At 48.5% G+C, this 23,656-nt stretch carries 22 protein-coding genes, 1 pseudogene and 1 riboswitch; of the genes and pseudogenes, 5 read left to right on the top strand and 18 right to left on the bottom strand.

Annotation, left to right across the window (positions count from 1 at the left end; all coding sequences use genetic code 11):
- Nucleotides 1-62 precede the first annotated feature (62 nt).
- The 6 genes from AC5ELV_RS21130 to AC5ELV_RS21105 all read right to left on the bottom strand — a co-directional run bounded on the left by AC5ELV_RS21130 (nt 63) and on the right by AC5ELV_RS21105 (nt 5,102).
- The gene (locus AC5ELV_RS21130) at nt 63-305 is read right to left on the bottom strand and encodes a hypothetical protein (protein WP_029515768.1); all 243 of its coding nucleotides are present in this window, start codon (nt 303-305) and stop codon (nt 63-65) included.
- Nucleotides 306-341: 36 nt separating this feature from the next.
- Nucleotides 342-1,208 (bottom strand): inositol monophosphatase family protein, encoded by an 867-nt coding sequence (locus tag AC5ELV_RS21125; RefSeq protein ID WP_493431733.1) that lies wholly within the window; start codon nt 1,206-1,208, stop codon nt 342-344.
- 170 nt (nt 1,209-1,378) lie between these two features.
- Nucleotides 1,379-2,380: a UV DNA damage repair endonuclease UvsE gene (gene uvsE, locus AC5ELV_RS21120; RefSeq protein WP_493431732.1), complete on the bottom strand. Its 1,002-nt coding sequence runs from the start codon at nt 2,378-2,380 to the stop codon at nt 1,379-1,381.
- A 139-nt stretch (nt 2,381-2,519) separates the two neighbouring features.
- Nucleotides 2,520-2,843 (bottom strand): hypothetical protein, encoded by a 324-nt coding sequence (locus tag AC5ELV_RS21115; RefSeq protein WP_023987008.1) that lies wholly within the window; start codon nt 2,841-2,843, stop codon nt 2,520-2,522.
- Between the two features lie 101 nt (nt 2,844-2,944).
- Nucleotides 2,945-4,033 (bottom strand): D-alanine--D-alanine ligase, encoded by a 1,089-nt coding sequence (locus AC5ELV_RS21110; protein WP_039270664.1) that lies wholly within the window; start codon nt 4,031-4,033, stop codon nt 2,945-2,947.
- Between the two features lie 73 nt (nt 4,034-4,106).
- The gene (locus AC5ELV_RS21105) at nt 4,107-5,102 is read right to left on the bottom strand and encodes an amidase domain-containing protein (protein ID WP_029515772.1); all 996 of its coding nucleotides are present in this window, start codon (nt 5,100-5,102) and stop codon (nt 4,107-4,109) included.
- A 418-nt stretch (nt 5,103-5,520) separates the two neighbouring features.
- Here AC5ELV_RS21105 and acnA point away from each other — a divergent pair, with 418 nt between their 5' ends.
- Nucleotides 5,521-8,232 carry an aconitate hydratase AcnA gene (gene acnA / locus AC5ELV_RS21100; RefSeq protein ID WP_493431731.1) on the top strand — a complete coding sequence of 904 codons (2,712 nt, stop codon included), beginning with the start codon at nt 5,521-5,523 and terminating at the stop codon, nt 8,230-8,232.
- Nucleotides 8,233-8,304: 72 nt separating this feature from the next.
- On the opposite strand, the gene AC5ELV_RS21095 is transcribed toward acnA, so the two are convergent.
- The 3 genes and pseudogenes from AC5ELV_RS21095 to AC5ELV_RS21085 all read right to left on the bottom strand — a co-directional run bounded on the left by AC5ELV_RS21095 (nt 8,305) and on the right by AC5ELV_RS21085 (nt 9,890).
- Nucleotides 8,305-8,652: a DUF1648 domain-containing protein gene (locus AC5ELV_RS21095; protein ID WP_493431730.1), complete on the bottom strand. Its 348-nt coding sequence runs from the start codon at nt 8,650-8,652 to the stop codon at nt 8,305-8,307.
- 10 nt (nt 8,653-8,662) lie between these two features.
- Nucleotides 8,663-8,848, bottom strand: a pseudogene (locus AC5ELV_RS21090) (SdpI family protein); the annotation flags it as partial.
- A 205-nt stretch (nt 8,849-9,053) separates the two neighbouring features.
- Nucleotides 9,054-9,890, bottom strand: coding sequence for a YitT family protein (locus AC5ELV_RS21085; RefSeq protein WP_029515776.1), 837 nt, complete (start codon nt 9,888-9,890; stop codon nt 9,054-9,056).
- Nucleotides 9,891-10,396: 506 nt separating this feature from the next.
- Here AC5ELV_RS21085 and AC5ELV_RS21080 point away from each other — a divergent pair.
- The gene (locus tag AC5ELV_RS21080; protein ID WP_010348453.1) at nt 10,397-10,549 is read left to right on the top strand and encodes a hypothetical protein; all 153 of its coding nucleotides are present in this window, start codon (nt 10,397-10,399) and stop codon (nt 10,547-10,549) included.
- 123 nt (nt 10,550-10,672) lie between these two features.
- Here AC5ELV_RS21080 and thiC read toward each other — a convergent pair whose 3' ends face one another.
- Together thiC and AC5ELV_RS21070 are read right to left on the bottom strand one after the other, a co-directional pair.
- A complete protein-coding gene (gene thiC, locus AC5ELV_RS21075; protein ID WP_493431729.1) occupies nt 10,673-12,517 on the bottom strand; it encodes a phosphomethylpyrimidine synthase ThiC in 1,845 nt (614 codons plus the stop codon).
- A gap of 186 nt (nt 12,518-12,703) precedes the next feature.
- Nucleotides 12,704-12,816, bottom strand: a riboswitch (TPP riboswitch).
- Nucleotides 12,817-12,971: 155 nt separating this feature from the next.
- The gene (locus AC5ELV_RS21070; RefSeq protein WP_493431728.1) at nt 12,972-13,715 is read right to left on the bottom strand and encodes an IclR family transcriptional regulator; all 744 of its coding nucleotides are present in this window, start codon (nt 13,713-13,715) and stop codon (nt 12,972-12,974) included.
- Nucleotides 13,716-14,013: 298 nt separating this feature from the next.
- Here AC5ELV_RS21070 and AC5ELV_RS21065 point away from each other — a divergent pair, with 298 nt between their 5' ends.
- Nucleotides 14,014-15,051 (top strand): alpha/beta hydrolase, encoded by a 1,038-nt coding sequence (locus tag AC5ELV_RS21065; protein ID WP_493431727.1) that lies wholly within the window; start codon nt 14,014-14,016, stop codon nt 15,049-15,051.
- Nucleotides 15,052-15,310: 259 nt separating this feature from the next.
- Entirely contained in the window at nt 15,311-16,690 is a 1,380-nt protein-coding gene (locus tag AC5ELV_RS21060) for a Fe-Mn family superoxide dismutase (protein ID WP_493431726.1), read from the top strand.
- A 20-nt stretch (nt 16,691-16,710) separates the two neighbouring features.
- Here AC5ELV_RS21060 and AC5ELV_RS21055 read toward each other — a convergent pair whose 3' ends face one another.
- From AC5ELV_RS21055 to AC5ELV_RS21025, 7 genes are all read right to left on the bottom strand, one after another.
- Entirely contained in the window at nt 16,711-17,556 is an 846-nt protein-coding gene (locus AC5ELV_RS21055) for a lipoate--protein ligase family protein (RefSeq protein WP_493431725.1), read from the bottom strand.
- A 165-nt stretch (nt 17,557-17,721) separates the two neighbouring features.
- A complete protein-coding gene (gene folE, locus AC5ELV_RS21050; RefSeq protein ID WP_013308743.1) occupies nt 17,722-18,315 on the bottom strand; it encodes a GTP cyclohydrolase I FolE in 594 nt (197 codons plus the stop codon).
- Between the two features lie 54 nt (nt 18,316-18,369).
- A complete protein-coding gene (locus AC5ELV_RS21045; RefSeq protein WP_013308742.1) occupies nt 18,370-18,624 on the bottom strand; it encodes a YneF family protein in 255 nt (84 codons plus the stop codon).
- Between the two features lie 105 nt (nt 18,625-18,729).
- Nucleotides 18,730-20,478, bottom strand: coding sequence for a tRNA epoxyqueuosine(34) reductase QueG (gene queG / locus AC5ELV_RS21040; protein ID WP_493431724.1), 1,749 nt, complete (start codon nt 20,476-20,478; stop codon nt 18,730-18,732).
- 96 nt (nt 20,479-20,574) lie between these two features.
- Entirely contained in the window at nt 20,575-21,012 is a 438-nt protein-coding gene (gene rnhA / locus AC5ELV_RS21035) for a ribonuclease HI (protein ID WP_023986996.1), read from the bottom strand.
- Nucleotides 21,013-21,105: 93 nt separating this feature from the next.
- Nucleotides 21,106-21,690, bottom strand: coding sequence for a signal peptidase I (gene lepB / locus AC5ELV_RS21030; RefSeq protein WP_165178993.1), 585 nt, complete (start codon nt 21,688-21,690; stop codon nt 21,106-21,108).
- 319 nt (nt 21,691-22,009) lie between these two features.
- Complete coding sequence (locus AC5ELV_RS21025; RefSeq protein ID WP_493431723.1) at nt 22,010-22,435, bottom strand: GNAT family N-acetyltransferase; 426 nt, start codon at nt 22,433-22,435, stop codon at nt 22,010-22,012.
- 521 nt (nt 22,436-22,956) lie between these two features.
- Here AC5ELV_RS21025 and AC5ELV_RS21020 point away from each other — a divergent pair.
- On the top strand, nt 22,957-23,571 hold the full coding sequence (locus AC5ELV_RS21020) for a superoxide dismutase (RefSeq protein ID WP_493431722.1): 615 nt from the start codon (nt 22,957-22,959) through the stop codon (nt 23,569-23,571).
- The last annotated feature ends 85 nt before the right edge of the window (nt 23,572-23,656 follow it).

The raw sequence follows: 23,656 nt of genomic DNA, 5'->3' as shown, positions 1-23,656 counted from the left end.
TCCTTTATAACATACAAAATACCCCATGCCTTGGTCATTCGGCAAGAGGTATTTGTATTTGCTTAGCGTTGATCGGTTGGTTTCGATTTGTCCGCCTTGCTCATATATTCGTCGTATCGGTCATCAAGTTCACGTGCCATACTCCGGTATTTACGCGTCTCCTCAACAATGGGATCGATATGAGTCTGAACCCGCACCTCATATTTAGGGCTGAGCCGTTCCCGCTTTTGGGCCTCATTCTCACGAATTTCGCCTTCCGTCAGCAGTTCACTAAGCTGGCGTTCCAATTCTTCGGATTGGCTCATCGCCATTTCCTCCTTTAGGTGATGGTCTACGTAGAATTATAACCCGGTTGCGTCTGCTTCTTTCAGCACTTGAATAAGTTGAGAATGAATAGCTGTATTCGTAGCTGCAATATGCCGTACACTCAGGTCATAAGGTCTGCCCAATGTATCGGTAATGGTACCACCTGATTCCTGCACCAGTAAAGCGCCCGCTGCTACATCCCACGCATTCAAACCAATTTCGCAATAGGCCGATAGCCGTCCCGAAGCTACGTAAGCCAGATGCAATGCTGCCGAGCCCAGCGCCCGAATGCCGCGTACCTGAGGTGTAAGAACCTGCGTAATTTTCATATTTAGCGGTTGTGCATACGTACGATCCGGCGGGAAGCCGATGCACACCAGACTATCTCCCAGTGTTTCTTCTCTCGATGCTTGCATGCGATTGCCATGTACATATGCGCCTTTTCCCTTTTCCGCTACAAACATTTCATCACGAGACGGATCATAAATGACCCCGACAATCACCTCGCCACGATGGGCCAAGGCAATAGACACACTGTAATACGGCAGACTGTGTACAAAATTGGTAGTGCCATCTACCGGATCAATAATCCATAAATATTCCTCTTCACGGGCAGCCTCTAATGCGCGGGCCGAAGCTTCGGCTCCCGGCTCTACACCCTCTTCACCCAAAATAGCATGATCGGGAAAATGGGTCAGAATCAGTCTGCGAATCATCTGCTCTGCACCTTTATCTACCTCGGTCACTAGATCCGTAGGAGACTGTTTGGTATTCAAATGTTGAACAGTTCCCAGTTTGCTCTTAATCCATTCCCCGGCTTTGGATGCCGCGTTAATAGCCACGGCAGTATAGCTTTTTCCTGATACGATATAGGGAACCTTTTCGTTTTCATGTTCGTTCAACGTGTTCACTCTACTTTCTATATCATTGTTACGTGGTTTACGAATCTGCCCTACAGCAGTCTCTTAACCATCTCTGTTTCAGTACAAATTTGCTAGTTTACATTCTAGTATACACAATAAACTGCATAAAGTTTCTCTAAATGGGAGCTTTATCCGCGAAATGCTACTTTCTAAGGCATAATTTCTACGGAAGCCCCATCCAGCACTTTAACCCCATTGTCTTCCTGAAGGCGCAGTTCATTCATCAATCCGAATAACGCTTCATCCTTAAGCTTGGCTTCAAGCATGACATCAATCCGATCCGTATATCCGGCAATATTGCGCAAAAAGGTAAGCAACGGCTCCACTAGGACACCGTCCGCATGGCCCCGGGGATCTTTTTCACTTTTGGGACTGGACGCATGGATTTTGGGCGGCAATGGATGATCAACAGAAGATCCGGATTGGGCCAATTCCCCTTTCCAGGTATCCAAAATATCCGGCCATAGCTCCCACGGCTTTTCCCCCTCATTATTCACCCATTGATGATGAATATCGAGAACCATCGGCAATCCCGTCAATTTGCAAGCCTCCAGCGTTTCCATCGCATTAAACGTTTTATCATCATTTTCCAGCGTTAACCGTTCTCTTAACGAAAGATCCAAAGCACTAACCTGCTCTACAAAACGCTGGCCTGAGGTCACCTTATCTCCGTATGCACCACCAATATGAATGTTGTTCTTGGCTTCGGCACCGAGCCCCATGGCCTCCAGCATCGCTTTGTGGTACTTCAGATCATTAATGGAGCTCTCCAACACCTCAGGACGGGGAGTGCTTAACACTGTAAAATGATCGGGGTGAAACGATACCCTCATCCTATTCGCCTTGACATAGTTGCCAACCTCTGCAAAGTCAGCAGCAAGCGCCTGAAAAGGGTCCCAATCCCGCAGATCCTGATGGGTCGCGAGCGGAATCAGCTTGGATGAGAAACGATAGACCTGGATATCACTCGCGCGATTATGGCGCAGCAGTCTCAATGTATTATGGAGATTTTCGGCTGCTATCCTTTCTAGCTTGCGGATCGCAGCTTCTCGGTCTCCAATCTTGTTAAAGCTGGCCATCGTCATGGTTTTAGAGGGGGATGCATTTTGCACGGTAACCGACATGGCTACATAACCAAACCTTACGATCATAGGGTGTCTTCCTTTCAGCAGTTCGCAGTAGATGATAAGGCCGCTTTCGTTCTGTGACCTAAAACCCTTTTCTACTGATCATACCCGGAAAAGCACCTGCTGATTCGGTGTTATCGCACAAATTGCAAGAAGGAAACAGCTAGGATTGCTGCTGTGCTCCAAAAAACATTTCATCCGCCAATGCGGTCTGAATTCTCGCTTCCTCTTCATTCAGCTTACGAATGAGGATCATTTCAACCTCGGTCACTTCATCGCCCTGGAAATTAATTTCGGCGATACAGCCCACAATCTGCACGATGGCTACTGCCACGTTGTCCACGCTGTAAGCGATGACCTTCTGGCCTGTCGGAAACACGCGTAGCCCGGATTTAACCATTTTGCCACGTCCGTATTCCAGCAGTTCGTAAAGTTCTTGTTCGCTCTTGAATTTGCACACGGAGTTAAATTCAGTTTGAAAGCCCATGTGTAGCCGCCACCTTTCATGATTAAGGGTTTAGTGAAATGCTCAAGTATGTGCCCTATATATGAACAAAAAGGAGAGTGATCAGCTCCCCTTTGTTTCGTTTATGAGTTCTCGTAGTGCAGTGCCGACCTGCGCTCATAACGTTCCAGTGCAAGAGCAATCATGCGGTCCAGTAAACTTGCATAGGATACGCCAGTTTCTCTCCACAGTAATGGATACATACTGAACGGTGTAAAACCAGGCATCGTATTCACTTCATTAATAAGGATATGTCCATCCGAGCGTCTGACGAAGAAATCGGCACGGGAAATCCCGCAGCCTTCCAGAGCACGGAATGCTTGCAATGCGGCTTCACGAATACGATCTGCCACTTCCTCATCCAACGGTGCCGGAATGAGCATTTCCGATTGGCCATCCGTATATTTCGCTGCGTAATCGTAATAATCACTCGACGATACAATTTCACCCGGTACCGAGGCAATCGGCTCGTCATTGCCAAGTACGCTGACCTCAATCTCACGGGCATCGACGTATTCCTCGACAATCACCTTCAGGTCAAATTGCAAAGCCAGATCTACAGCCTTTTCCAACTCTTCTCGGTTACTGGCTTTGGAAATACCGACACTTGATCCCAGATTGGCCGGTTTGACAAAGCAAGGATAACCTAGCTCGGTTTCCATGTTACGCACCAGATCATGACTGGTTTGGGCCCACTGTGTACTATTAAAATAACAGTATTTCACTTGCGGCAATCCTGCATGCTCAAACAGCTTCTTCATGACGCCTTTATCCATACCTGCTGCCGAAGCCAGCACTCCTGCACCGACATAGGGCATATCCGCCATTTCGAACAGACCCTGAATCGTTCCGTCCTCGCCAAAGGTGCCGTGCAGCAACGGGAACAATACATCCAGCGTCTGCTCTCCGTACAGCTTGCCGAACAATGTATCTAATGCCGCCTTGGTGCCGCCCTCTGCGCGTTCCAGCTTCAATTGCTCTACAGAAGCCAGAGGAGCGCTTAATAGCGCCCCTCTACGCCAATCGCCAGCCTTCGTAATATAAAAAGGAATAATCTCGTATTTCTCATAGTTAAAAGCGTTCATTACCGCATACGCCGTTTGCAACGAAACCTCATGTTCGCCCGATTTGCCACCGTACACCAGCCCTACGGTTAATTTTTGATTTGCCATGCCTATCCTCCGCTTTCCTGCTTTCGTCATTGTGACTGATTTGCATCACTGTACCTGTTATCCATCATCTCATTTAAAAATAGTCGGCGATGTGATAAAAGCGATATACCGTGTTGTCCGTCCACGCATACGAATTTTTATAGTCCCAATAACGATGTCTGGAGCTTACCGTATGTGCATTGACTAGCGGCATGCCGCCCGCATCAAAGGCCGTTACCACCGTGCTGTGCTGGAAGGTTCCGTCACCATCCCAATCGTAAAATATGACGTCCCCCAGCATGAGCTGCTCTGGGCGACTCACCTGCTCAGCAGTCAACCCCCATGAACTGGAGCCCAAATACCGCTCCAGACTGTTGGAAACTGCCCAACTGTAGCTCCACAGCTCACGTCCGGCGACCCGTCCTTTATACCACCAGCCCGATTCTCTTTTACCAGTATAGTGGATCGGTGCTCCCCCTGCAAAGAGGCATTGCGAGATATAATTGGTGCAATCCACATCAAAACCTTCAAACTCCGGGTTAAAGCTATCCCACCACTGATCTGCATAAGCCGCTGCTTCTTCACGGCGATATCGGCTGGGACGTGCCGATGTGCCAAAGCCCAGCACTCCGCGATTCAGCAGCGGCAAACTCCCTCCCTGATTAAACGAAGCCTGCTCAAAAGGGACCTCTCCCCCCGCTGGCTTCCTTTCTGCCGGATCGCGCTCAATTCTCGCTACCTGCCAGGCTTCACCCTCGCGTGTGAACGTCAGACGCTCCCGTTCAATCCGATCCTCCCGGTGAGTCATCCCGCCCTTCTCATAAAAGAGTCGGACATGCAGTTGTACATCTACCACTGCCTCATCCGGGGTATCCTGCACCATTCGTAGCGGCTTGGCGCGTGTCTCGCTGCGTAGAGGAACAGCGTCCCGTTCGTTGTACCACTGCTCCAATCTGGCCGCACGTGCTGCTCGTTCCATCCGCTGCCCCACCTCCAGATACTCATCTGGCTGCGGTACACCATTCACCTCACTGCGATTGTATTGATTCACGTAAGCAAAAAGGGCCTGTTTCCATTCCCGCTCCCCCATCCCTATCCCTCCATATTCGTCCCGCTATCCTTTTCCGGGGATAACCGGAATGATGTATAACTTCCTTTCTTGCATCTCTGGTCTGATGCTCTCTATCTATAAGTATGAATCTCTAAAGCTTGGTATGAACGTCGAAACGCAAGGGAGCGGAACGTTTTATTTTCCAATCTGCAACACATCATTTAGGCCAAAAAAACTTTACGGAACCGTCTGAAAACGGTATACTTAATCCAAAAGCAATCATTTTGAAATCATGTTTCATCTAATGAAACAAATTACATTCATCACAACCTCTAACACGTAATGAACCACTGAAGATGTAATTGAGAACGCAACCAATTTAAACCAACTGTGCAAGACGTCGAAAAAACGACATCCCTATTTTCCCCCAAGCATCCACTTCAAGGAGGTAATACTTATGTCAGGAAAAGATCAATTCTCCATTGCCCGTAGTCTCGAAGTTAACGGTAAGCCTTATCGTTACTATAGTCTTAAGGCACTGGAGGAACAAGGAAAAAGCGGTATCGCCAAGTTGCCTTTCTCCATTAAAGTATTGCTGGAAGCCGCGGTTCGACAGTTTGACGGTCGCGCCATTACAGAAGAACATGTGCAACAGCTGACAGGCTGGGCTGAGGATCGTGACACCAACAAGGAGATTCCATTCATTCCTGCACGCATCGTGCTACAGGATTTTACCGGTGTCCCGGTGGTTGTCGATTTGGCAGCTATGCGTGATACGGTGAAAAAAGCAGGCGGGGACCCGAAGCAAATCAATCCGCTCGTTCCCGTCGATCTCGTTATCGACCACTCGGTCATGGTTGATGCTTTCGGTACCAGTGATGCACTGGATTACAATATCAATGTAGAGTTTGAACGTAACGAGGAGCGGTACCGTTTTCTGCGTTGGGCGCAAACGGCGTTCAACAACTTCCGCGCCGTTCCGCCATCCACCGGTATCGTCCATCAGGTCAATCTGGAGTATCTCGCCTCCGTTGCCGCCACCAAAACCATTGACGGTGAAACGGTCGTCTTTCCAGATTCCCTCGTAGGAACAGACTCCCATACCACGATGATTAATGGGCTGGGTGTTGTAGGCTGGGGTGTCGGCGGGATTGAGGCAGAGGCGGGTATGCTGGGGCAGCCGCTGTATTTTGTCACTCCTGATGTGATTGGCTTCAAATTGACAGGCAGCCTGTCGGAAGGCTCCACCGCCACCGATCTGGCACTTACAGTAACGCAAATGTTGCGTAAAAAAGGCGTAGTCGGCAAATTCGTAGAATTTTACGGGCCTGGCCTGGCAAACATCAGTTTGGCTGACCGTGCGACGGTTGCCAACATGGCACCGGAATACGGCGCAACGATTGGCTTCTTCCCGGTCGATGCGGAAACGCTGGCCTACCTGCGCAGCACCGGACGTTCCGATGAGCAAGTAAGCCTCGTTGAGGAATATTATAAAGCCCAAGGCATGTTCCGCACATCCGATACACCGGACCCTGTGTTCAGCGATACGATTGAGCTGGATCTGGCTTCGGTTGTACCGAGCCTCGCCGGACCCAAACGTCCACAGGACCGTGTTGAGCTTAGCCGCATGAAAGAAACGTTTGAAGGCATCATCCGTACCCCGGTGGACAAGGGCGGCTATGGACTGAGCGATGAAAAAATCGCACAGAAAATTCCGCTGACCCATCCGGACGGCTCCACCAGCGAGTTGGGTACAGGAGCAGTCGTTATTGCAGCAATTACAAGCTGCACGAATACCTCCAATCCAAGCGTTATGCTCGGTGCGGGCTTGCTGGCCAAAAAAGCAGTGCAGCGCGGGCTCAAAAAGCCGGGTTATGTTAAAACAAGCTTGACCCCAGGCTCCCTCGTCGTGACGGAATACCTGCAAAAAGCCGGATTAATCGGACCGCTCGAAGCCCTCGGCTTCCATGTGGCAGGCTATGGCTGCGCGACCTGTATCGGTAACTCCGGCCCACTTCCTGACGAAGTGAGTCAAGCCATCATAGACCATGATTTGACGGTTGGCGCAGTTATTTCCGGCAACCGGAACTTTGAAGGTCGCGTGCATGCCCAGGTCAAAGCCAACTATCTCGGCTCACCGCCATTGGTTGTCGCTTATGCGCTGGCAGGCACGGTGAACATTGATTTGGTGAACGATCCGCTCGGTTACGATCAGGACAATCAGCCAGTCTACCTGAAAGATATCTGGCCCACTTCCGAGGAAATCAAGGAAGCGATCAGCCTGTCTCTCAGCCCGGATATGTTCCGCCGTAAATATGAAAATGTATTTACTGCCAACGAAAAGTGGAATTCCATTCCGGTTCCTGAAGGTGAACTGTATGAATGGGATGAAAACTCAACTTATATTCAAAACCCGCCGTTCTTTGAAGGACTTCAGGATGGCGTACAGGATATCAAGGAAATCCGCAATGCCCGTGTGCTTGCCCTGTTGAATGATTCGGTCACGACGGACCATATCTCACCAGCAGGCAACATTGCCCCTTCCAGCCCGGCAGGACTGTACTTGAAGGAGCATGGCGTGGAACGCAAGGATTTCAACTCCTACGGCTCCCGTCGCGGTAACCACGAGGTCATGATGCGCGGTACATTCGCCAACATCCGTATCCGCAACAATGTGGCTCCAGGCACCGAGGGCGGCGTTACCAAATACTTGCCAACGGATGAGGAAATGTCCATCTATGATGCATCCATGAAATATCAGGCAGCCGATCAGAACCTGATCGTCATTGCTGGTAAGGAATACGGCACAGGCAGCTCTCGTGACTGGGCGGCCAAAGGTACGCTTCTGCTGGGCGTTAAGGCTGTCATTGCCGAAAGCTTCGAGCGGATTCACCGCAGTAACCTGGTCGGCATGGGTGTACTGCCTCTGCAATTCCAGGAAGGCTATGGCTGGTCCAGCTTGGGCCTCAATGGCCGCGAAACCTTCGACATCCTCGGCATTAACAATGACGTGAAGCCTGGTCAAGAGCTTACGGTTGTGGCTAAACGTGAGGATGGTACGAAGTTCGAATTCCCGGTGATTGCCCGTTTGGACAGCACCGTCGATATCGACTACTACCACAACGGTGGTATTCTGCAAACCGTATTGCGTCAAATGATTCAAGAGTAAAGAGCGTATAAATAACGAAATCCCCTCCAAATGCAGCGGAAACTGCGAATTGAGAGGGGATTTTTTATATGCTTAAGCTTTTAAAAGGAAACATATGCCGAGAACTGAGAACACTAGGGTTATAAGGAGTGTGAAGAGACCAGGCAGGTTTTCCATGATTGCAGAGCCTTCTTCGCTCTTGAACTGACGACTGAAATAGGGTTGGAGCATAAGCATAATCATAAAAGACATGAGGCTAATTCCACACAACAACCATACCTCAGGGGAGGATTTGTCTACAAAGCGATCAGCCACACCATTGAAATTGTAGTGGATTGCTACATTCCTAGGCATTCTCGGATACATGAAAAGGTAGATGATGAAAGGCAAAACAGAAATAAGAAAAGACAATACATTAGAAAAATTTAATTTACTTCTCATGGAAATCCCCCTAATATGCTAAATCGATCCGTATTAAGAGAGAAGTAATAAAACTAATCATCGTCGGTAAACAAGAAGCGAGCATCATATACACATTAACTTCTTGTCCTAATCCTATAGCGATCCCGATTAAGCCAAAGGCTATCCAAATATAAGCAGAGATACGATGCGTTTTCTTCCAAGCGTTTTCATTCGAAAGTAGCCAACGGAACTTACATTAAAATTACCCTTATTCTCCATCCCGCCAAACCCTCCATATAACAGGGATTTAAGTGACTCCTCTTTATTATGCATATTTTCCAATACCAAAAATGGAATAAACATCACAAAGCAAAAAAGCCGATCCCTCAGGACCGACTTCCTACCCTATTCTCCTATAACCTTACCTTCGCGCATGCGAGTTACTTCGAAATATCCAGAAAACCCTCTCCGAACACGTCTCGCACATCATGAATGGTGATAAACGCTGCTGTGTCGATAGCTTTCACTATCTTTTTAAGCGCTGACACCTCTTGTTTACTAATGACGATATACAGCACTTCTTTTGGATTTTTAGTGTAATAACCGTGGCCTGACAGGACAGTAACTCCACGATCCATTTTCGTAATAACCATCTCGGCAATTTTATCTTGGTGCTCCGAAATGATCATGACCGCTTTTTTGGGGTTAAGTCCTTCGATCATGAAGTCCATCACCTTCGTACCAACGTACAAAATAACGATAGTTAGCATCAATTTTTCTGGACCAATAATAAAATAGGAAGAGAATGCGACAATCAAATCAAAAAACAGCAGGCCATAGCTGATATTCCAATCCAGATACTTGTTAGCAATCCGGGCTAAAATGACTGTCCCCGCCGTAGTGCCACCAACCCGTACAATTAAGCCAATGCCGACCCCCACCAAAACTCCGGCAAATACAGCATTAATCGTCGGCTCATGCGAATCAATCCGCCAGTTGACCGTTAAATGTAAAAACAGCGAGTTAAAAGCGACCGCAATTATAGTGTACAGGGTCGTTCTCTTGTCCAAAAATTTATATCCGACAATCAGCAGCAAGCCATTAATCACCAGATTAACGATCGAGGGAGACCACTGAAACAGGTAGTACAGGATAATCGTAACCCCTGTAACGCCCCCCTCGCCAAACTCATTCGGGATCACAAACAGATTAACAGCTAGCGCGAAAAAAAACGCACCCAGAATAATAAATGCGATGTCTGCAATACATTTTTTCATATATGCTCTAATCCTCTCTCTACATTTCAAAGGATGAATCGCCAGATCGATTGGCTGACTCTTGTTGTCAAAATACGCTGACAACCAGTTCATGGTATCTACTACCAAACATAAAGTCAATACAACTTTGACACTTTAATTCGCCACCAGACTGCCTTAATCCTGACTTGAGGAGTCCGCAAAATCCTCCTTTTACAAGGTTATTCGACAAAAAAACACAATCCCGACTACTAAACTAAGAAAACGGGCCTCTAGCCCTTGTTTTAGACCTAGGCACATTTTCCCCTAAAACGACCATCCTCCTAATCGGCATTTTGGACACATATGACCATCTTCCTGTTTTATGTCAAAAGCGTTTTACTTTGAAAAAATGTGGTTATAATGATTGAAACATTACCAAGCAACCTACATAGCAATACGACATAAGTACATACAAATAGTCCTATACAGACGTCTTAAGCAACTCAATCTGAATTTGACAATATGGAATTGGAGGAATGACCTACATGAATACAATGAACTTAACCGTCCACACCCTGATGCCCTTTCACCACCAATACCAACGTGCCAACGCGGTGAGTATGCAGAAGAAAGAAGATAGCTCGGAGAAGAAACTCAGCTTTCAGGACATTTTGAATGAAAAAATGGGTAAAAAATAAGGCGTCGTTTATCTGGTTGCATGATCTCGCTTTACATAAGCCAAAAAGCCGTAGTTCCCTACATCGACTGTAGAGAACCACGGCTTTTTTTAATTCATGCGTTCCTAAACTCACACATTCGTTTTACTGACCGCCATCCCGATACTGCTCTGCCTTCTCACGCATCCCGGCAGCTACTGCTTCTTGAGTGTTCAGCCCCTTATCCGCTGCATAGGCGCGAATGTCCTGCGTGATACGCATACTACAAAATTTGGGGCCGCACATCGAGCAAAAGTGTGCTTCCTTGGCGCCCTCTGCCGGTAGCGTTTCATCATGGTAGGACAAGGCCCGCTCGGGATCAAGCGACAGATTGAACTGATCCCGCCAGCGAAACTCAAAGCGTGCCTTGGACAAAGCATCATCCCGCTGCTGCGCCCGTGGATGTCCCTTCGCCAGATCGGCAGCATGCGCCGCAATTTTGTAGGTAATGACACCCTCGCGGACATCATCCTTATTGGGCAGACCCAAATGCTCCTTAGGCGTAACATAGCACAGCATGGACGTCCCGAACCAACCGATCATCGCCGCCCCGATGGCTGAGGTAATATGATCATATCCGGGGGCAATATCCGTCGTGAGCGGTCCCAAGGTATAGAAAGGAGCTTCCTTACAAATCTCCATTTGTAAATCCACATTCTCTTTGATTTTATGCATAGGGACATGTCCCGGTCCTTCAATCATGACCTGAACATCATGCTTCCATGCGATTTGCGTTAACTCACCCAACGTTTCCAGCTCAGCAAACTGTGCTTCATCATTCGCATCATAGATACTACCCGGACGTAGACCATCCCCGAGAGAAAAGGCCACATCATAGGCTTTCATAATTTCGCAGATTTCTTCAAAATGTGTATACAAAAAATTCTCCTGATGGTGCGCAAGGCACCAGGCTGCCATGATCGACCCGCCACGGGATACAATTCCCGTCATTCTATTCGCCGTCATCGGTATATACCGCAGCAATACACCCGCATGAATTGTAAAATAGTCCACTCCCTGCTCCGCCTGCTCAATCAGCGTATCGCGATACAACTCCCACGTCAGCGCCTCTGCTTCACCGTTCACCTTTTCAAGTGCCTGATACAGCGGCACAGTCCCAATCGGTACAGGAGAATTCCGAATGATCCATTCACGTGTGGTATGGATATTACGGCCTGTGGACAGGTCCATAACTGTATCCGAGCCCCAACGCACAGCCCAGGTCATTTTCTCCACTTCCTCCTCGATCGAGGAGGTAACCGCAGAATTACCAATGTTCGCATTGATCTTCACGTGAAAATGACGCCCAATGACCATTGGCTCACTTTCCGGGTGATTGATATTCGAAGGCAAAATGGCTCGTCCAGCCGCCAATTCCTGCCGTACAAACTCAGGCTCGAGCCCTTCGCGGATCGCCGCAAATTCCATTTCGGGCGTAATGATCCCTTGCCGTGCATAATGCATTTGCGTCACTGTACGACCTTGCGAAGCACGAAGCGGACGGTTGGTCACGCCGGGAAATTCAACTGTCTCCCGTTTGGAGCCAGGTTTGAGTCCATTATCCTCCGGTTTGACGGCGCGTCCCTCGTAAGCCTCCACATCACCCCGTTCCAGTGCCCAAGCTCGCCGTAGTGGAGGCAGACCCTGACGGATATCGACCTGATAGGCTTCGTCAGTCATGGGACCGCTTGTATCGTACACACGCAATGGCTCATGATGCTCTATGCCCTGCGGCGTATGTGTAGGATGGAGAGCAATTTCCCGCTCTGGCACGGCAATGTCCGGCCGCGAGCCTTGAATATATACCTTACGGCTCCCTGGAAAGGGCGTTACCCCACTGGCTTGCTCCCCGTTTGTTCTCTCTACCTCAACTTCCCTTGTTCCTGCCAACCTTACTTCTGCTGATTTCAATTCTGTTCCTTTTGTTCCTTCTACTTTTGTCGGCTTCATTGTCCATTCCTCCCGTTTCGATGAAATGACACACCGATCCGGAACCATTCCCAGGGTGGCGCTGATCTATGCAAAAAAGCCGGTTCCCCAGGGAACCGGCTAATCTAACGAGGCAGCTATCCAAACCGTGCACATGTGAATAATCCTATTCCAATGCGTCACCGTAGACAGCAGCTGCGTATACATTTCAATGGCCGATTACTTCCCTACGCTGGTATGATCCAGATCAGGTGCAAAGGGTCCGGAATCTTGCACGATTCCATCTCAGCCCGGCATTACAGGCTCCCCCAGTAACTGTGATACTTCTATTCACATGAGGCGGACATAACAGACATCCCGCCATCCTTATCAGACTACTTCAAATTTATGGCTTTGGCAACCCTTCTAGGTTCCATTTAGCAAGGAGACGCTCCTCATCAAATCACTTTGCTTGCTGCAACTGTATTTATTCTTGTTACGGAAGCATAAGCCCCATTTCCTTCGCCGCTTCGATCAAAATCGGAGCAAAGTCATGTAGCGTCTCGGGTGCAAGCCGACTGACCGGACCGGATACAGATAAAGCCGCAGTGACTTGTCCCTTCCGGTTCACAATTGGCGCAGCCACAGCAGCGGCCCCGGGCTCCCGTTCTTCATAGCTGGTCGCATAGCCCTTCTCGCGAATGTCCTGCAGCTGGGCTTTATAGACCTCCGGGTCTACCGAGGGCGGCCATTCATTCCCGCTTAGTAGGGCTTCCAGCTCCTGCGGCGGCATAAAGGCTGCCAGCACCTTGCTGGAGGCCCCTACAGCCAGCGGCATACGCGCACCTACAGGCGCAACCCTGCGGATCGCCTGATTGCTCTGCACGGCTTGTATGCGAATACGCATGCTGCCGTCCCGTAAGTACAAGCTGACCGTCTCGCCCAAACGGTCACGTAGTCCTTCCATTGCAGGCTGTAACAACACCGCCGGCTCGTCACTTTGGGACAAATGCGTGGATAGCTCCCAAATGCGGAAGCCAAGTCGATATTTTTCCGTTTCGGCATTCCGAACGACAAAGCCCCGATCCTCCAACGTAGTCAGCAGCCGATGAACCGTACTTTTATGTAGACCAATTTTGGAGGCAATCTCCGTCAGGCCAAGATCCGAATCTGCGGTAAAACACAACAATATATCAAGTGCACGCTCTACAGCGCGAACGGTTAATTTACGGTCTTCCATCGTGAACCGCTCCTCTTGTATCCATATTCGTTTCACACTATGAAACATGGTTACATAAATTATATAGAATAGTCGCGGCTACTGTAAACCGATGTTTTTGTGACAACCATATTACAGAACGAGAACAAACATCGACAATTCTTTGCATCATTTTTACTTTTCCGGTTCAGGCGTTGACTTTGGATAACCCCCATCATACGATAATAGGTATCTATACGGATATACACTATCATTTTCAAGTGGAATTATACCTAAATTCTATGAAATGAAGATCAATTTTATATAAGGAGGCTCTTACATGATTTCTACATCCCAGCGCAACTCTCAGCTACAGACCGCTGTTCAGGAGCCGTCCACCCCACTCTTTAATCCCCGTCTGCTGCGGTTCAAGCACGTTGTGATTGCTCTGCTGTTGTCGGTCGTCTTTTTTCTGCTGTTTTGTTTTATTGCCTTGCATGCTTACATCGCATGGGTACTTACGAATCCTACCGTCGCGCCGCTGTACTCTAATCCGATGCAGGCCAAAAACATGCCTTATGAGGAAGTCAGCTTCCCTGCCAAGGATGGTAGCCGCATGGTACAAGGCTGGTATATCCCGGCGGATCAATCGCGGAAAACGATTATTTTCAGCCATGGTTATGGAGCTAACCGCGAAGAAAGCTGGATTCCCATGTATGATCTGGCGCATTATGCCCACAGTTTGAACTTTAATGTGGTCATGTTCGATTATGGATTCGCGTCCCAAAACAGCAAAGCAGTCGCAACCGGAGGCAAAGCGGAATCCCAGCAGCTTCTCGGAGCGATCCAGCTTGCCAAGCAACGCGGCTCGTCGGAGATTATCGTATGGGGCTTCTCCATGGGGGCAGGAACCGCTCTTCAGGCGGGCTTGCAAACCAAGGATGTGGACGCAATGATTTTGGACAGCACCTTCCTGCTAGAGCCGGATACGCTGTACCATAACATTCACAATCAAATTAATCTGCCAAGACATCCGTCTTTGGAAATTCTGGAGTTGCTGTTTCCAGTCTTGAACGGCACCAGCTTGCATCAGATTCCATATCAGGAGGTTAAAAAGGAAAACTATCCGTTCCCGATCATGTTTGTGCATGGTACACAGGATGAAAAAGCTCCTTACCCTATTGCGGAAAAGCTCGCTGCCAATCAAACCAACCCGCTTTCCAGTGTATGGATAGTCAAAAATGGGATACATGAGCTTATTTTCAGAGAGCATCCCCGTGAGTATTTACGGCGGGTATCGACGTTTCTAAGCAGTGTACAGGAGCTGGAGGACAAGAAAACCATCGCTGATGCCCACAATCAAACGACTGCGAAGTAAAGAATTATTTTTCAAAAAAACTGTATTCTATTCTTCACCTTGAAGGGGCCTGCCTATGGACACTTAACCCGTGCCGTAGCTGGGCTTCTTTTTCGTTTTCCATGGGTATTCTTTGTTCTACGTAACAGATGTGGCCGGATTAAGCGAGTTCATAGACATATTCCCGATGAGACAGCGAATATACTGGGTACGTATGCATCCAGGGCAGATCTGCCAGATCCGCCGGATAGCCATAGTAGGATACGGGAGGTAAAAAACGATGTTGAGTACTTATGGGTCTTTCCTGCCCTTACGTGTGCTGGAGGAAATTCGGCATTGGAAGCAGCAGGAAAGTTGGCATGTGGAAGTGATTAAATCCGCCACCGAGGGACTGGAGCCTACTTATGTACGGCTGCTGGATGATTGGCGGACTGTATTCGAACAGACGGAACGCACCGCCATAGAGTTGCTTGAAGAGCAACGGAGCGCGCTCGATCCGGCAGATCAGGCGTGGTATCAGGAATGGAAACAGATGTCGGCTGCTCCACAAGCACATACACACGAATTCACTGAACATTCAAAACAGTCAAGGGGATTAGACGCATCATCATCTGTAAAGATGCCATTGTCAGAGTCAGCCTCAAACTCTCAACTTGACTCACAAGAATTAAATCGTCGGTTGGACGATTTGCTGCAAACCGCAAACCGTCAGTCACAGGAGTATGTACGACAGCTCGGTCTGCTGAGTGAGCACAGTCAAGCATTGCGTCATCAGCCAAAATCCGCTGGAGTTGTATTACACGCGGCCCATGAAAGCCAATATTTCCTGATCTCGACAACCCCCTTTCAAGAACCCGGCTCCATCGCAAGGGCTGCTAGGTTGTATCATGTAGCGGCAGAGGGTGAGAATTACCCAGAGGAAGCGTTTCGAGAACGGCAGGCAGGCATAAGGGGAGAAGGCACATGGACGACTAAAGGCGTCAAATCCAGCCAGGCGCAACCTTCCGCAACGGAAAAGGCCTTAATCGGCCGGTCGGTTCCTATTGGAGGACATCGACTACCACCGCTCCCTTACCCCTATAATGCTCTTGAACCGTACATTGATGAGAAAACGATGCGCATTCACCATGACAAACATCATTTGAGCTATGTGAATGACCTGAATAAAGCGGAAAAGAAGCTGGAAGAAGCCCGAAAAACAGGTGATTTTGACCTCGTAAAACATTGGGAACGCGAACTGGCATTCAACGGCGCAGGCCATTATCTGCATACTCTTTTTTGGACGATCATGAGTCCTCAAGGCGGTGGAAACCCAAGCGGACCGCTGGCTGAACAGATTAAAAAGGATTTTGGCAGCTACGATGCATTCAAAAAGCAATTCAGTTCGGCAGCCGAAAAGGTCGAGGGTGGCGGCTGGGCTATCCTGGTGTGGAGTCCGCGCGCAGGACGTCTTGAAATTTTACAGGCCGAAAAGCACCAGAATCTGACTCAATGGGAGTCCATTCCGCTGCTGGCGATAGATGTATGGGAACACGCATATTACTTAAAGCATCAGGCCGAACGCAACAAATATATCGAAGACTGGTGGCATGTCGTTAACTGGCCTGAAGTGGAAGCACGCTACGATCAAGCCTCCAAGCTGAGATGGCAACCCTTCTAAGCTTCTAAGCTAAAGGAAAACTACACCTGCAAATCGTATCGCTCTCTGAGCGCTGCCATTTGTTCGGTCCATCCTTCTGGTTGTACCAGCCAGCCGTCGGCAGGTAATATGGCTGTCCGGCTCTCGACGACACGGCGCAAAGATGCCGTATACGCCTCAACAGACGGCACTCCAGCCAGCTCTGCCAGGCTACCCATCGTTGCTGGATTCACCCGGGGGTAATCCTGCTGCTGCACGCCTGCCGACGTATCCCCGGCAGCCTCTGTATAGAACTGCTGCACCGCCTGTGCACGCTCTGCACCGCTGCCCTCAATCATCACGAAGGCTGTGATGATATACGCCTTGGCTTGGCGTCGCTGTGCAATGCCGCAAAACTTGCGGCCCCGGACGCTGACATCGTAATCCCCGGGACAGAAGGACCCGGGGATTTCTCCGGTCTGCGCCTCGCCAGACCACGGAACCAGCGCATCGGCAATTAGCGCTGCCATGAGCCGAAAATCTTCATGCAGGCTGATGGCCCGCTGTGGATTCGGCAGGATCAAGGACATGTTCAGCACCCCCCTGTCCAGCATGACGGCTGCTCCACCCGAGGGGCGTACGCATACCGAGGTTCCCGCGTTGCGCACTCGCTCCATCGCCTGTGGGGCGTAAGGGAGCCTGCGGTCCCGGTGACCGATCACAAGCGCTGACGGATGCCGCCAAAGATGCAAAATGGGTGCAGCTCCTTTCCCTACTTGCCGACAGGCCAGCTCCTCCCAAGCCAGCGGAGACAAAACGTCCTCCTGAGTGTCCGCAAGTGGTGCTTCAAACCACTGCAATTCAGGCAAAGCTGTTGTTTTTTCTGTTGATCTATGTACATTCTTCATACGTTATCCCCTATCTATAAAAATAACTGTTATCCATAGGCTAATCGTAATTTTAAGGCAGCTACCCGTTCGTCTCTATATCTGATGTTAACAAAAAAAGGTGGCTACGCCTATGCGTAAACCACCCTTTTTTTGTTCATCACATAAACGTCTTGCGATGTTCGATCAATCCTTGAGCAGCGACAGAAACTCTGCGCGCTGCGCTGCATCATCACGAAACGTACCGCGTACCGCAGACGTTACTGTTTTGCTACCAGGCTTTTTGACACCTCTTGCACACATGCACAGATGCTCGCCTTCTACGACTACCATAACCCCGTGAGCGGAGACCGCTTCATTTAAAATATCAGCGATCTGTGATGTAATACGCTCCTGTACCTGCAATCGGCGGGTCACTGCCTCTACCAGGCGTGCAAGCTTGCTCAATCCTACAATTTTGCCGCTGGGTACATAGCCGATATGCACTTTTCCGAAGAAAGGAGCCATATGGTGCTCACACTGGCTGTAATAGACGATGTCCTTCACGATCACAAGCTCCTCGTGATTCTCGTCAAATGTCACACCCAGCGCATCCCGGGGATCAACCTCATAACCCGCAAATATTTCCTCATACATGCGCGCAACGCGTGCCGGTGTTTCCAACAACCCTTCACGCTTGGGGTCCTCACCGATCAGTTGTAAAATCTGCTCCACATGGTACTCGATTTTATCACGGTTATCCGCAGCTTTGCGGTTAATATAATCTTTTACGCCAGCCACAGTAATCCTCCTCTATGCAGCAACCTCATGCGGCATCCGTGCTCTCGTTGCTCATTATTTCCGACGGCCCTGATTTTTACGCGGACCAGGCTGATTTTTGGAGAACTGTTGGTTCTTCATCATCTGCTGGGCTTTTTGCATTTGTTTCCCATTCAGGTTGTAACCCATCTGTTTGGCCATTTTTTGCAGCGTTTCAGGGTCGTTTTGCATCTTTTCAAGCTGTTTACGAAGATAATAAGCACCGATGAAAAATCCCCCAACCAAACCAGCAATCAGGGTAATAATCGGAATGACAATATTCCACACCACGAAGTCGTCACCTCTGTATATTTATATGAAACATCTTGAATTGCACGAACCTATCATAGCAAAACATGGGACAGCTAGCAAATCACTTTTTGCAAACATATATCCTTATTGTTTCTCCAAATCCAGCAGTTTCGTCTTGACTGGCAAGCCTCCAGCATAACCGACCAAACTTCCGTTTTCACCCGATACCCGATGACATGGAAACAGGATGGGTAACGGATTTTTATTATTTGCTTCCCCAACAGCACGTACCGCCTTGGCTCGGCCGATCGATTCCGCAATATCTTTGTAGGACACACTTTGCCCGTACGGAATATTTTGCAGTGCACGCCATACCTGTTCTTGAAAAGGAGTCCCTCTCAAATCATAGGCTATACTAAATTCCCGTCGTTCTCCCGCAAAATATTCACGCAGTTGATCTGCGGCTTCGCGCAGTTTGTCAAGTTCCTGCACATAGACATATTCCCCAATCCATGTCCGGGCCCATTGCTGAAGCAGTGCTTCCCTCGCATGAAAAACGCCATAGTCTATTCGGCACAGCCCCCGATCTGTAGCGCACAGCGTCAACGTGCCCACAGGTGTCTCCATTTCATCATAATAAATCGTAGTTGGACCCTGCGAGTCCTCGGCCGTTACTTCTGATTTTGATAATTCAGACGCCTTTTGCTCTTCTGCCTGCTCTTGTTCCTCTAGTTTGGAATGCGCTTGCGCGATCATTTCGCGTACTTGCTCATGTTGTTCCTTCTCTGATGCTTGCTTGATCGCTGTCATAGCGTTTTCCCCTCCTATTCGACTCAAAGCCCACGCCGCCGTGCCTCGTAGCTCGGGACGCGGATCATCCAATAAAACCTCCGTTAACTTGGGCACCGCGCTGATATCCTTGAAATTGCCCAGTCCAATGACTGCATTGCGTTGAATGGGCTTCTTCCCCCGCCAAGCCGCCGCACTTTGTCCAAATCGGTCTTTGAATTCACGGTTGCTCAAATCCAATAGCGGCAGCAGCAACGGCTTCACAATTTCAGGATCGGGTGTAAGCTCGGGATGGTGATCCCAGTTGAGACCCCGATTTTTGGGGCATACCATTTGGCAGGTATCACATCCGTACAGCCGATTCCCTATCTTCCGCATAAACTCCTCATCCAGAAAACCCTTCGTTTGCGTCAAAAAGGAAACACACCGCTGGGCATTCAGCTGTCCAGGACCCACAAGCGCGCCCGTAGGACAGGCATCCAAACATTTGGTACACTCGCCGCAACCATCCGTTACCGGTTCATCTGGCTGGAAAGGAATATTCGTCAACAGCTCACCTAGATAAATCCATGATCCCAGCGTCGGTGAAATCATCATCGTATTTTTGCCGCTAAAGCCAATCCCTGCGCGTTCCGCAACGGCTCGGTCCGACAATTCTCCGGTATCCACCATGTTTTTCAATATGGCATCAGGCACCCGCTCACTTATAAAAGCCTCAAGCTTTTCCATCGCTTCGCGTAGTACCAGATGATAATCTTTCCCCCAGGCTGAACGCGCCAAAATACCACGGTACTTCCCCTTGTCCGACTTCGGCGGGTCCTTCATTTTGGAAGGGTACGCCACCGCAATAGCAATCAGAGATGCAGGCTGTGAGCCATACAGCTCCGGGTAGATCCGCTTATCAATATCTGGCTCCTCAAAGCCCGATTCATAGCCTTTCGCACGATGCTCTTCCAATATAGCTTTCAGAGACAGAAAGGGGTCGGCGGATGCGAACCCGATGGAGTCGATACCCAGCCCTGGAGCTGCCTCAATAATTTCCTGCTTGAGCGAAGCCCAAGTCGAAGCGGTTCCGGCAGCCGCCTGAGTCAATCCGCGTTGCATCCGATACTCACCTCTCTTCCACTTTTTATCGTTACGCATATGAGGATTTTGCAAAATTCTCATATCTCAAATTTCAACAGAAAATAGCAGCAGATGCTACCGTAAATTTTTAACAGCACTGGTCGCCAGAAAATCACAGCGATTATTCAGTTCGTTGTCACTGTGCCCTTTAACCTTCACATATTCAACCTCATGCTTACCCATCAGTTCCCACAGTTCTTCCCATAGTTCCTTGTTCTCCACTGGCTGATTTTTACTGTTGCGCCAGCCATTACGAAGCCAATTCTTAATCCAGCCCTGTTTGAAGCAATTGACGACATAGGCAGAGTCACTGTGTACTTTTACATGACAAGGCTCCTTGAGCAGCTTCAGCGCTTCAATCACGGACTTGATCTCCATACGATTGTTTGTCGTCATTTTCTCGGCACCTGACAGCTCCTTACGATGCTCCCCATACAGCAAAACAATCCCCCAGCCCCCAGGACCCGGATTTCCCGAACAAGCACCGTCGGTATATACCATCACTTCTTTCATCATCCTCTTCCTTTCCTCATCGGTAACCGCCTGCTCCGTCATGGTCCTGATCGGTTCGGACGTGTTCCGCATTAATTTCAGACTTTAGTTGCTCTATAGCCATTTCCACTCAGATATCGGCCAAAATATAAATTCTGCACGTCCCAGTAAATCTTGAGATTTAATGCTGCCAAAATAGCGGCTATCCTTGCTTGCTGCAGTATGGCGATTATCTCCCATGACAAAAAAGTGCTCCGGCTCCACTGTAAAAGGACCATAATCACCATCCTCCACGTCAGAGTTGGTGTAAGGTTCATTTAATAGTTCACCGTTCACATACAATTGATTATGTTCAACTCGGATGACATCTCCGGGAATACCTATGACTCTCTTCACTAAAAATCTTGGGCTCGACAGCTTGGAATCGGGATCTTTTAAAATCACAATGTCCCCCCTGCCCGGATCATGAAAATTATAAACCAGTTTGTTAACGAACAAATGCTGACTTTCCATTAGCGTCGGCTGCATCGAATGTCCTCTGACCGTGGACAAGTTAAATACGAACAGGTTCAGAAGCAGCAAGACGACCATGGCGATCAGCAGAGTGACTAACCAATCGCGTATGTAACCAGAGCGGCCTGCTTGTTTGGACGTTTCCGGCGAGGGAAGCGGGCCTGACGAAGGAGCCAAAGCGTCCATAATTAAACCTCCTCAACCCTGTTATATATGCTGAATCGATAAAATGTTAACGGAGCAGACGGAATGGTGCTGGACAAGCCTAAGCGTTCGCCTTTGCCCCCAAATTTCTACCACTATACTTTTTAATTCAAGAAATCTGGGGGCAACAGCGATGGGAAGCACCATCCATCTGCGTAGTGGCGCAACATGTACTTTTCAGCACAGCATATATATAAATAGAAAAGCATATCCCGTACCCGATTGCAACGGTTACTCAGATATGCTCTAAATGTAAATATTATACTTAATGTTATTCAATTCTCTTTATTTCGATTCCCGATTAATGAGGCGCCAAAATACTCAGCTTCTGAAAAGCCTGTAAAATCTGGCTTGCTCCATAGCCCATCGCTTCGTACAAAGGCATGGCCACACTGTTATGCTTGTCCCCTGCTACCCAAATGCGGCTAACCTTACGTTGCTGAAAACGCTGCTCCATGGACTCCACAAGCGCTTTGCCGATTCCCATCCGACGACGATCCGGGTGAATAGCGATACGATAGTAACAGCCATCATTCTGATCAATTGTGCCGATCAAAGCACCAACGATCTCACCCTCTTCTTCTGCAACGATGATCAAACCGGAATCCCACGAAAGCTGACGGGCAAAAGCACCCACCGTCTCTTTGTAGCATTCCTCTGACAAGGCAATTTGCATGAGTTCCGTTACTGAGTTCACATCACTTAATTGAAAGGAACGAACGTGCATAAGTAATATCTCCCTTTTCGTAAGCATAATAAAAAAATTGAGACAGCACCGTCATTTTTACATAAATCCTTAAATTTCTTATCATGGTGTTAATCACAAGGCATTATGATAAAAATGCATACGATCTGCTATATATGAAATGAAGAACAGGAAAAGGGTGTATGCCCTCAAGTTCGTCATGTCATAGACATGACAGATTATAGCAGACGACAAAAAAGCCGAAATTTCTGCTTCCTTGACCATTAAACCATACTTTTTGATGGAATACATCCCTTTTTCTCATGTAAGCGCTGTATATGAAGCGTTTACATTTTAAAGTTCACAATTTACCTCTTATTACCTATGTATTGTGTATTCCAATCGGGTTTTTGGACATGCTAGCTACCAGGCCGTATTGCCCAGTTTGCTATTTTACAAACAAAAATGTTGATAAAATAGACTGAATGCGGTTTAATATAACTATCGAGGGTATTATTACATAGGAACACTTACCCAACCATATAACCAGGAGGGATTTTACTATGGCATTTCAATTACCAGAACTTCCTTACGCAAAAGACGCATTGGAACCACACTTTGATGTACTGACAATGGAAATTCACCATGATCGTCACCATAACACATATGTAACGAACTTAAACGCAGCTCTGGAGAGCGCTCCTGAACTGCAAAGCAAAAGCCTGGAGGATCTGATCTCCAATCTGGACAGCGTTCCTGAAAGCATCCGCACTGCGGTTCGCAATAACGGTGGTGGACACCACAACCACAGCCTGTTCTGGGAAGTTATCGGTCCTAACGGCGGCGGACAACCGACAGGTGCTATTGCTGAAGCAATCAGCAACGAGCTGGGCGGCTACGACAAATTTAAAGAAGACTTCACTAAAGCAGCTACAACACGTTTTGGTAGCGGCTGGGCTTGGTTGGTTGTCGGCAAAGACGGCAAACTGGCGATCACCAGCACTCCAAACCAAGATAGCCCGCTGTTCGAAGGTCTGACTCCGGTACTTGGACTGGACGTTTGGGAGCACGCTTACTACCTGAAATATCAAAACAAACGCCCAGACTACATTGCAGCATTCTACAATGTAATCAACTGGGATGAAGTAAACAAACGTTACGCGGCTGCAAAGAAATAAGCCAGTAACAACATGTCTATCCTATAATAAAGGGCTGTCTCAAAAGTAGATTTTCTACGTATGAGACAGCCCTTTTGACATTCCA

This window comes from Paenibacillus sp. NMA1017, from assembly GCF_058895805.1.
Note: the sequence above shows the minus strand (reverse complement) of the source record. Positions and strands in the feature narration are given on the sequence as shown.

Excerpts from the sequence above, each read along its gene's own strand:
- AC5ELV_RS21110 (WP_039270664.1), bottom strand. The coding sequence starts at position 4,033 with ATGGCAAATCAAAAATTAACCGTAGGGCTGGTGTACGGTGGCAAATCG.
- AC5ELV_RS21130 (WP_029515768.1), bottom strand. The coding sequence starts at position 305 with ATGAGCCAATCCGAAGAATTGGAACGCCAGCTTAGTGAACTGCTGACG.
- AC5ELV_RS21025 (WP_493431723.1), bottom strand. The coding sequence starts at position 22,435 with ATGCACGTTCGTTCCTTTCAATTAAGTGATGTGAACTCAGTAACGGAA.
- AC5ELV_RS21070 (WP_493431728.1), bottom strand. The coding sequence starts at position 13,715 with ATGGAAGACCGTAAATTAACCGTTCGCGCTGTAGAGCGTGCACTTGAT.
- AC5ELV_RS21020 (WP_493431722.1), top strand. The coding sequence starts at position 22,957 with ATGGCATTTCAATTACCAGAACTTCCTTACGCAAAAGACGCATTGGAA.
- queG (WP_493431724.1), bottom strand. The coding sequence starts at position 20,478 with ATGCAACGCGGATTGACTCAGGCGGCTGCCGGAACCGCTTCGACTTGG.
- lepB (WP_165178993.1), bottom strand. The coding sequence starts at position 21,690 with ATGGACGCTTTGGCTCCTTCGTCAGGCCCGCTTCCCTCGCCGGAAACG.
- thiC (WP_493431729.1), bottom strand. The coding sequence starts at position 12,517 with ATGAAGCCGACAAAAGTAGAAGGAACAAAAGGAACAGAATTGAAATCA.
- rnhA (WP_023986996.1), bottom strand. The coding sequence starts at position 21,012 with ATGAAAGAAGTGATGGTATATACCGACGGTGCTTGTTCGGGAAATCCG.
- AC5ELV_RS21085 (WP_029515776.1), bottom strand. The coding sequence starts at position 9,890 with ATGAAAAAATGTATTGCAGACATCGCATTTATTATTCTGGGTGCGTTT.
- AC5ELV_RS21080 (WP_010348453.1), top strand. The coding sequence starts at position 10,397 with ATGAATACAATGAACTTAACCGTCCACACCCTGATGCCCTTTCACCAC.
- AC5ELV_RS21115 (WP_023987008.1), bottom strand. The coding sequence starts at position 2,843 with ATGGGCTTTCAAACTGAATTTAACTCCGTGTGCAAATTCAAGAGCGAA.
- AC5ELV_RS21095 (WP_493431730.1), bottom strand. The coding sequence starts at position 8,652 with ATGAGAAGTAAATTAAATTTTTCTAATGTATTGTCTTTTCTTATTTCT.
- uvsE (WP_493431732.1), bottom strand. The coding sequence starts at position 2,380 with ATGATCGTAAGGTTTGGTTATGTAGCCATGTCGGTTACCGTGCAAAAT.
- AC5ELV_RS21055 (WP_493431725.1), bottom strand. The coding sequence starts at position 17,556 with ATGAAGAATGTACATAGATCAACAGAAAAAACAACAGCTTTGCCTGAA.
- AC5ELV_RS21060 (WP_493431726.1), top strand. The coding sequence starts at position 15,311 with ATGTTGAGTACTTATGGGTCTTTCCTGCCCTTACGTGTGCTGGAGGAA.
- AC5ELV_RS21065 (WP_493431727.1), top strand. The coding sequence starts at position 14,014 with ATGATTTCTACATCCCAGCGCAACTCTCAGCTACAGACCGCTGTTCAG.
- AC5ELV_RS21105 (WP_029515772.1), bottom strand. The coding sequence starts at position 5,102 with ATGGGGGAGCGGGAATGGAAACAGGCCCTTTTTGCTTACGTGAATCAA.
- acnA (WP_493431731.1), top strand. The coding sequence starts at position 5,521 with ATGTCAGGAAAAGATCAATTCTCCATTGCCCGTAGTCTCGAAGTTAAC.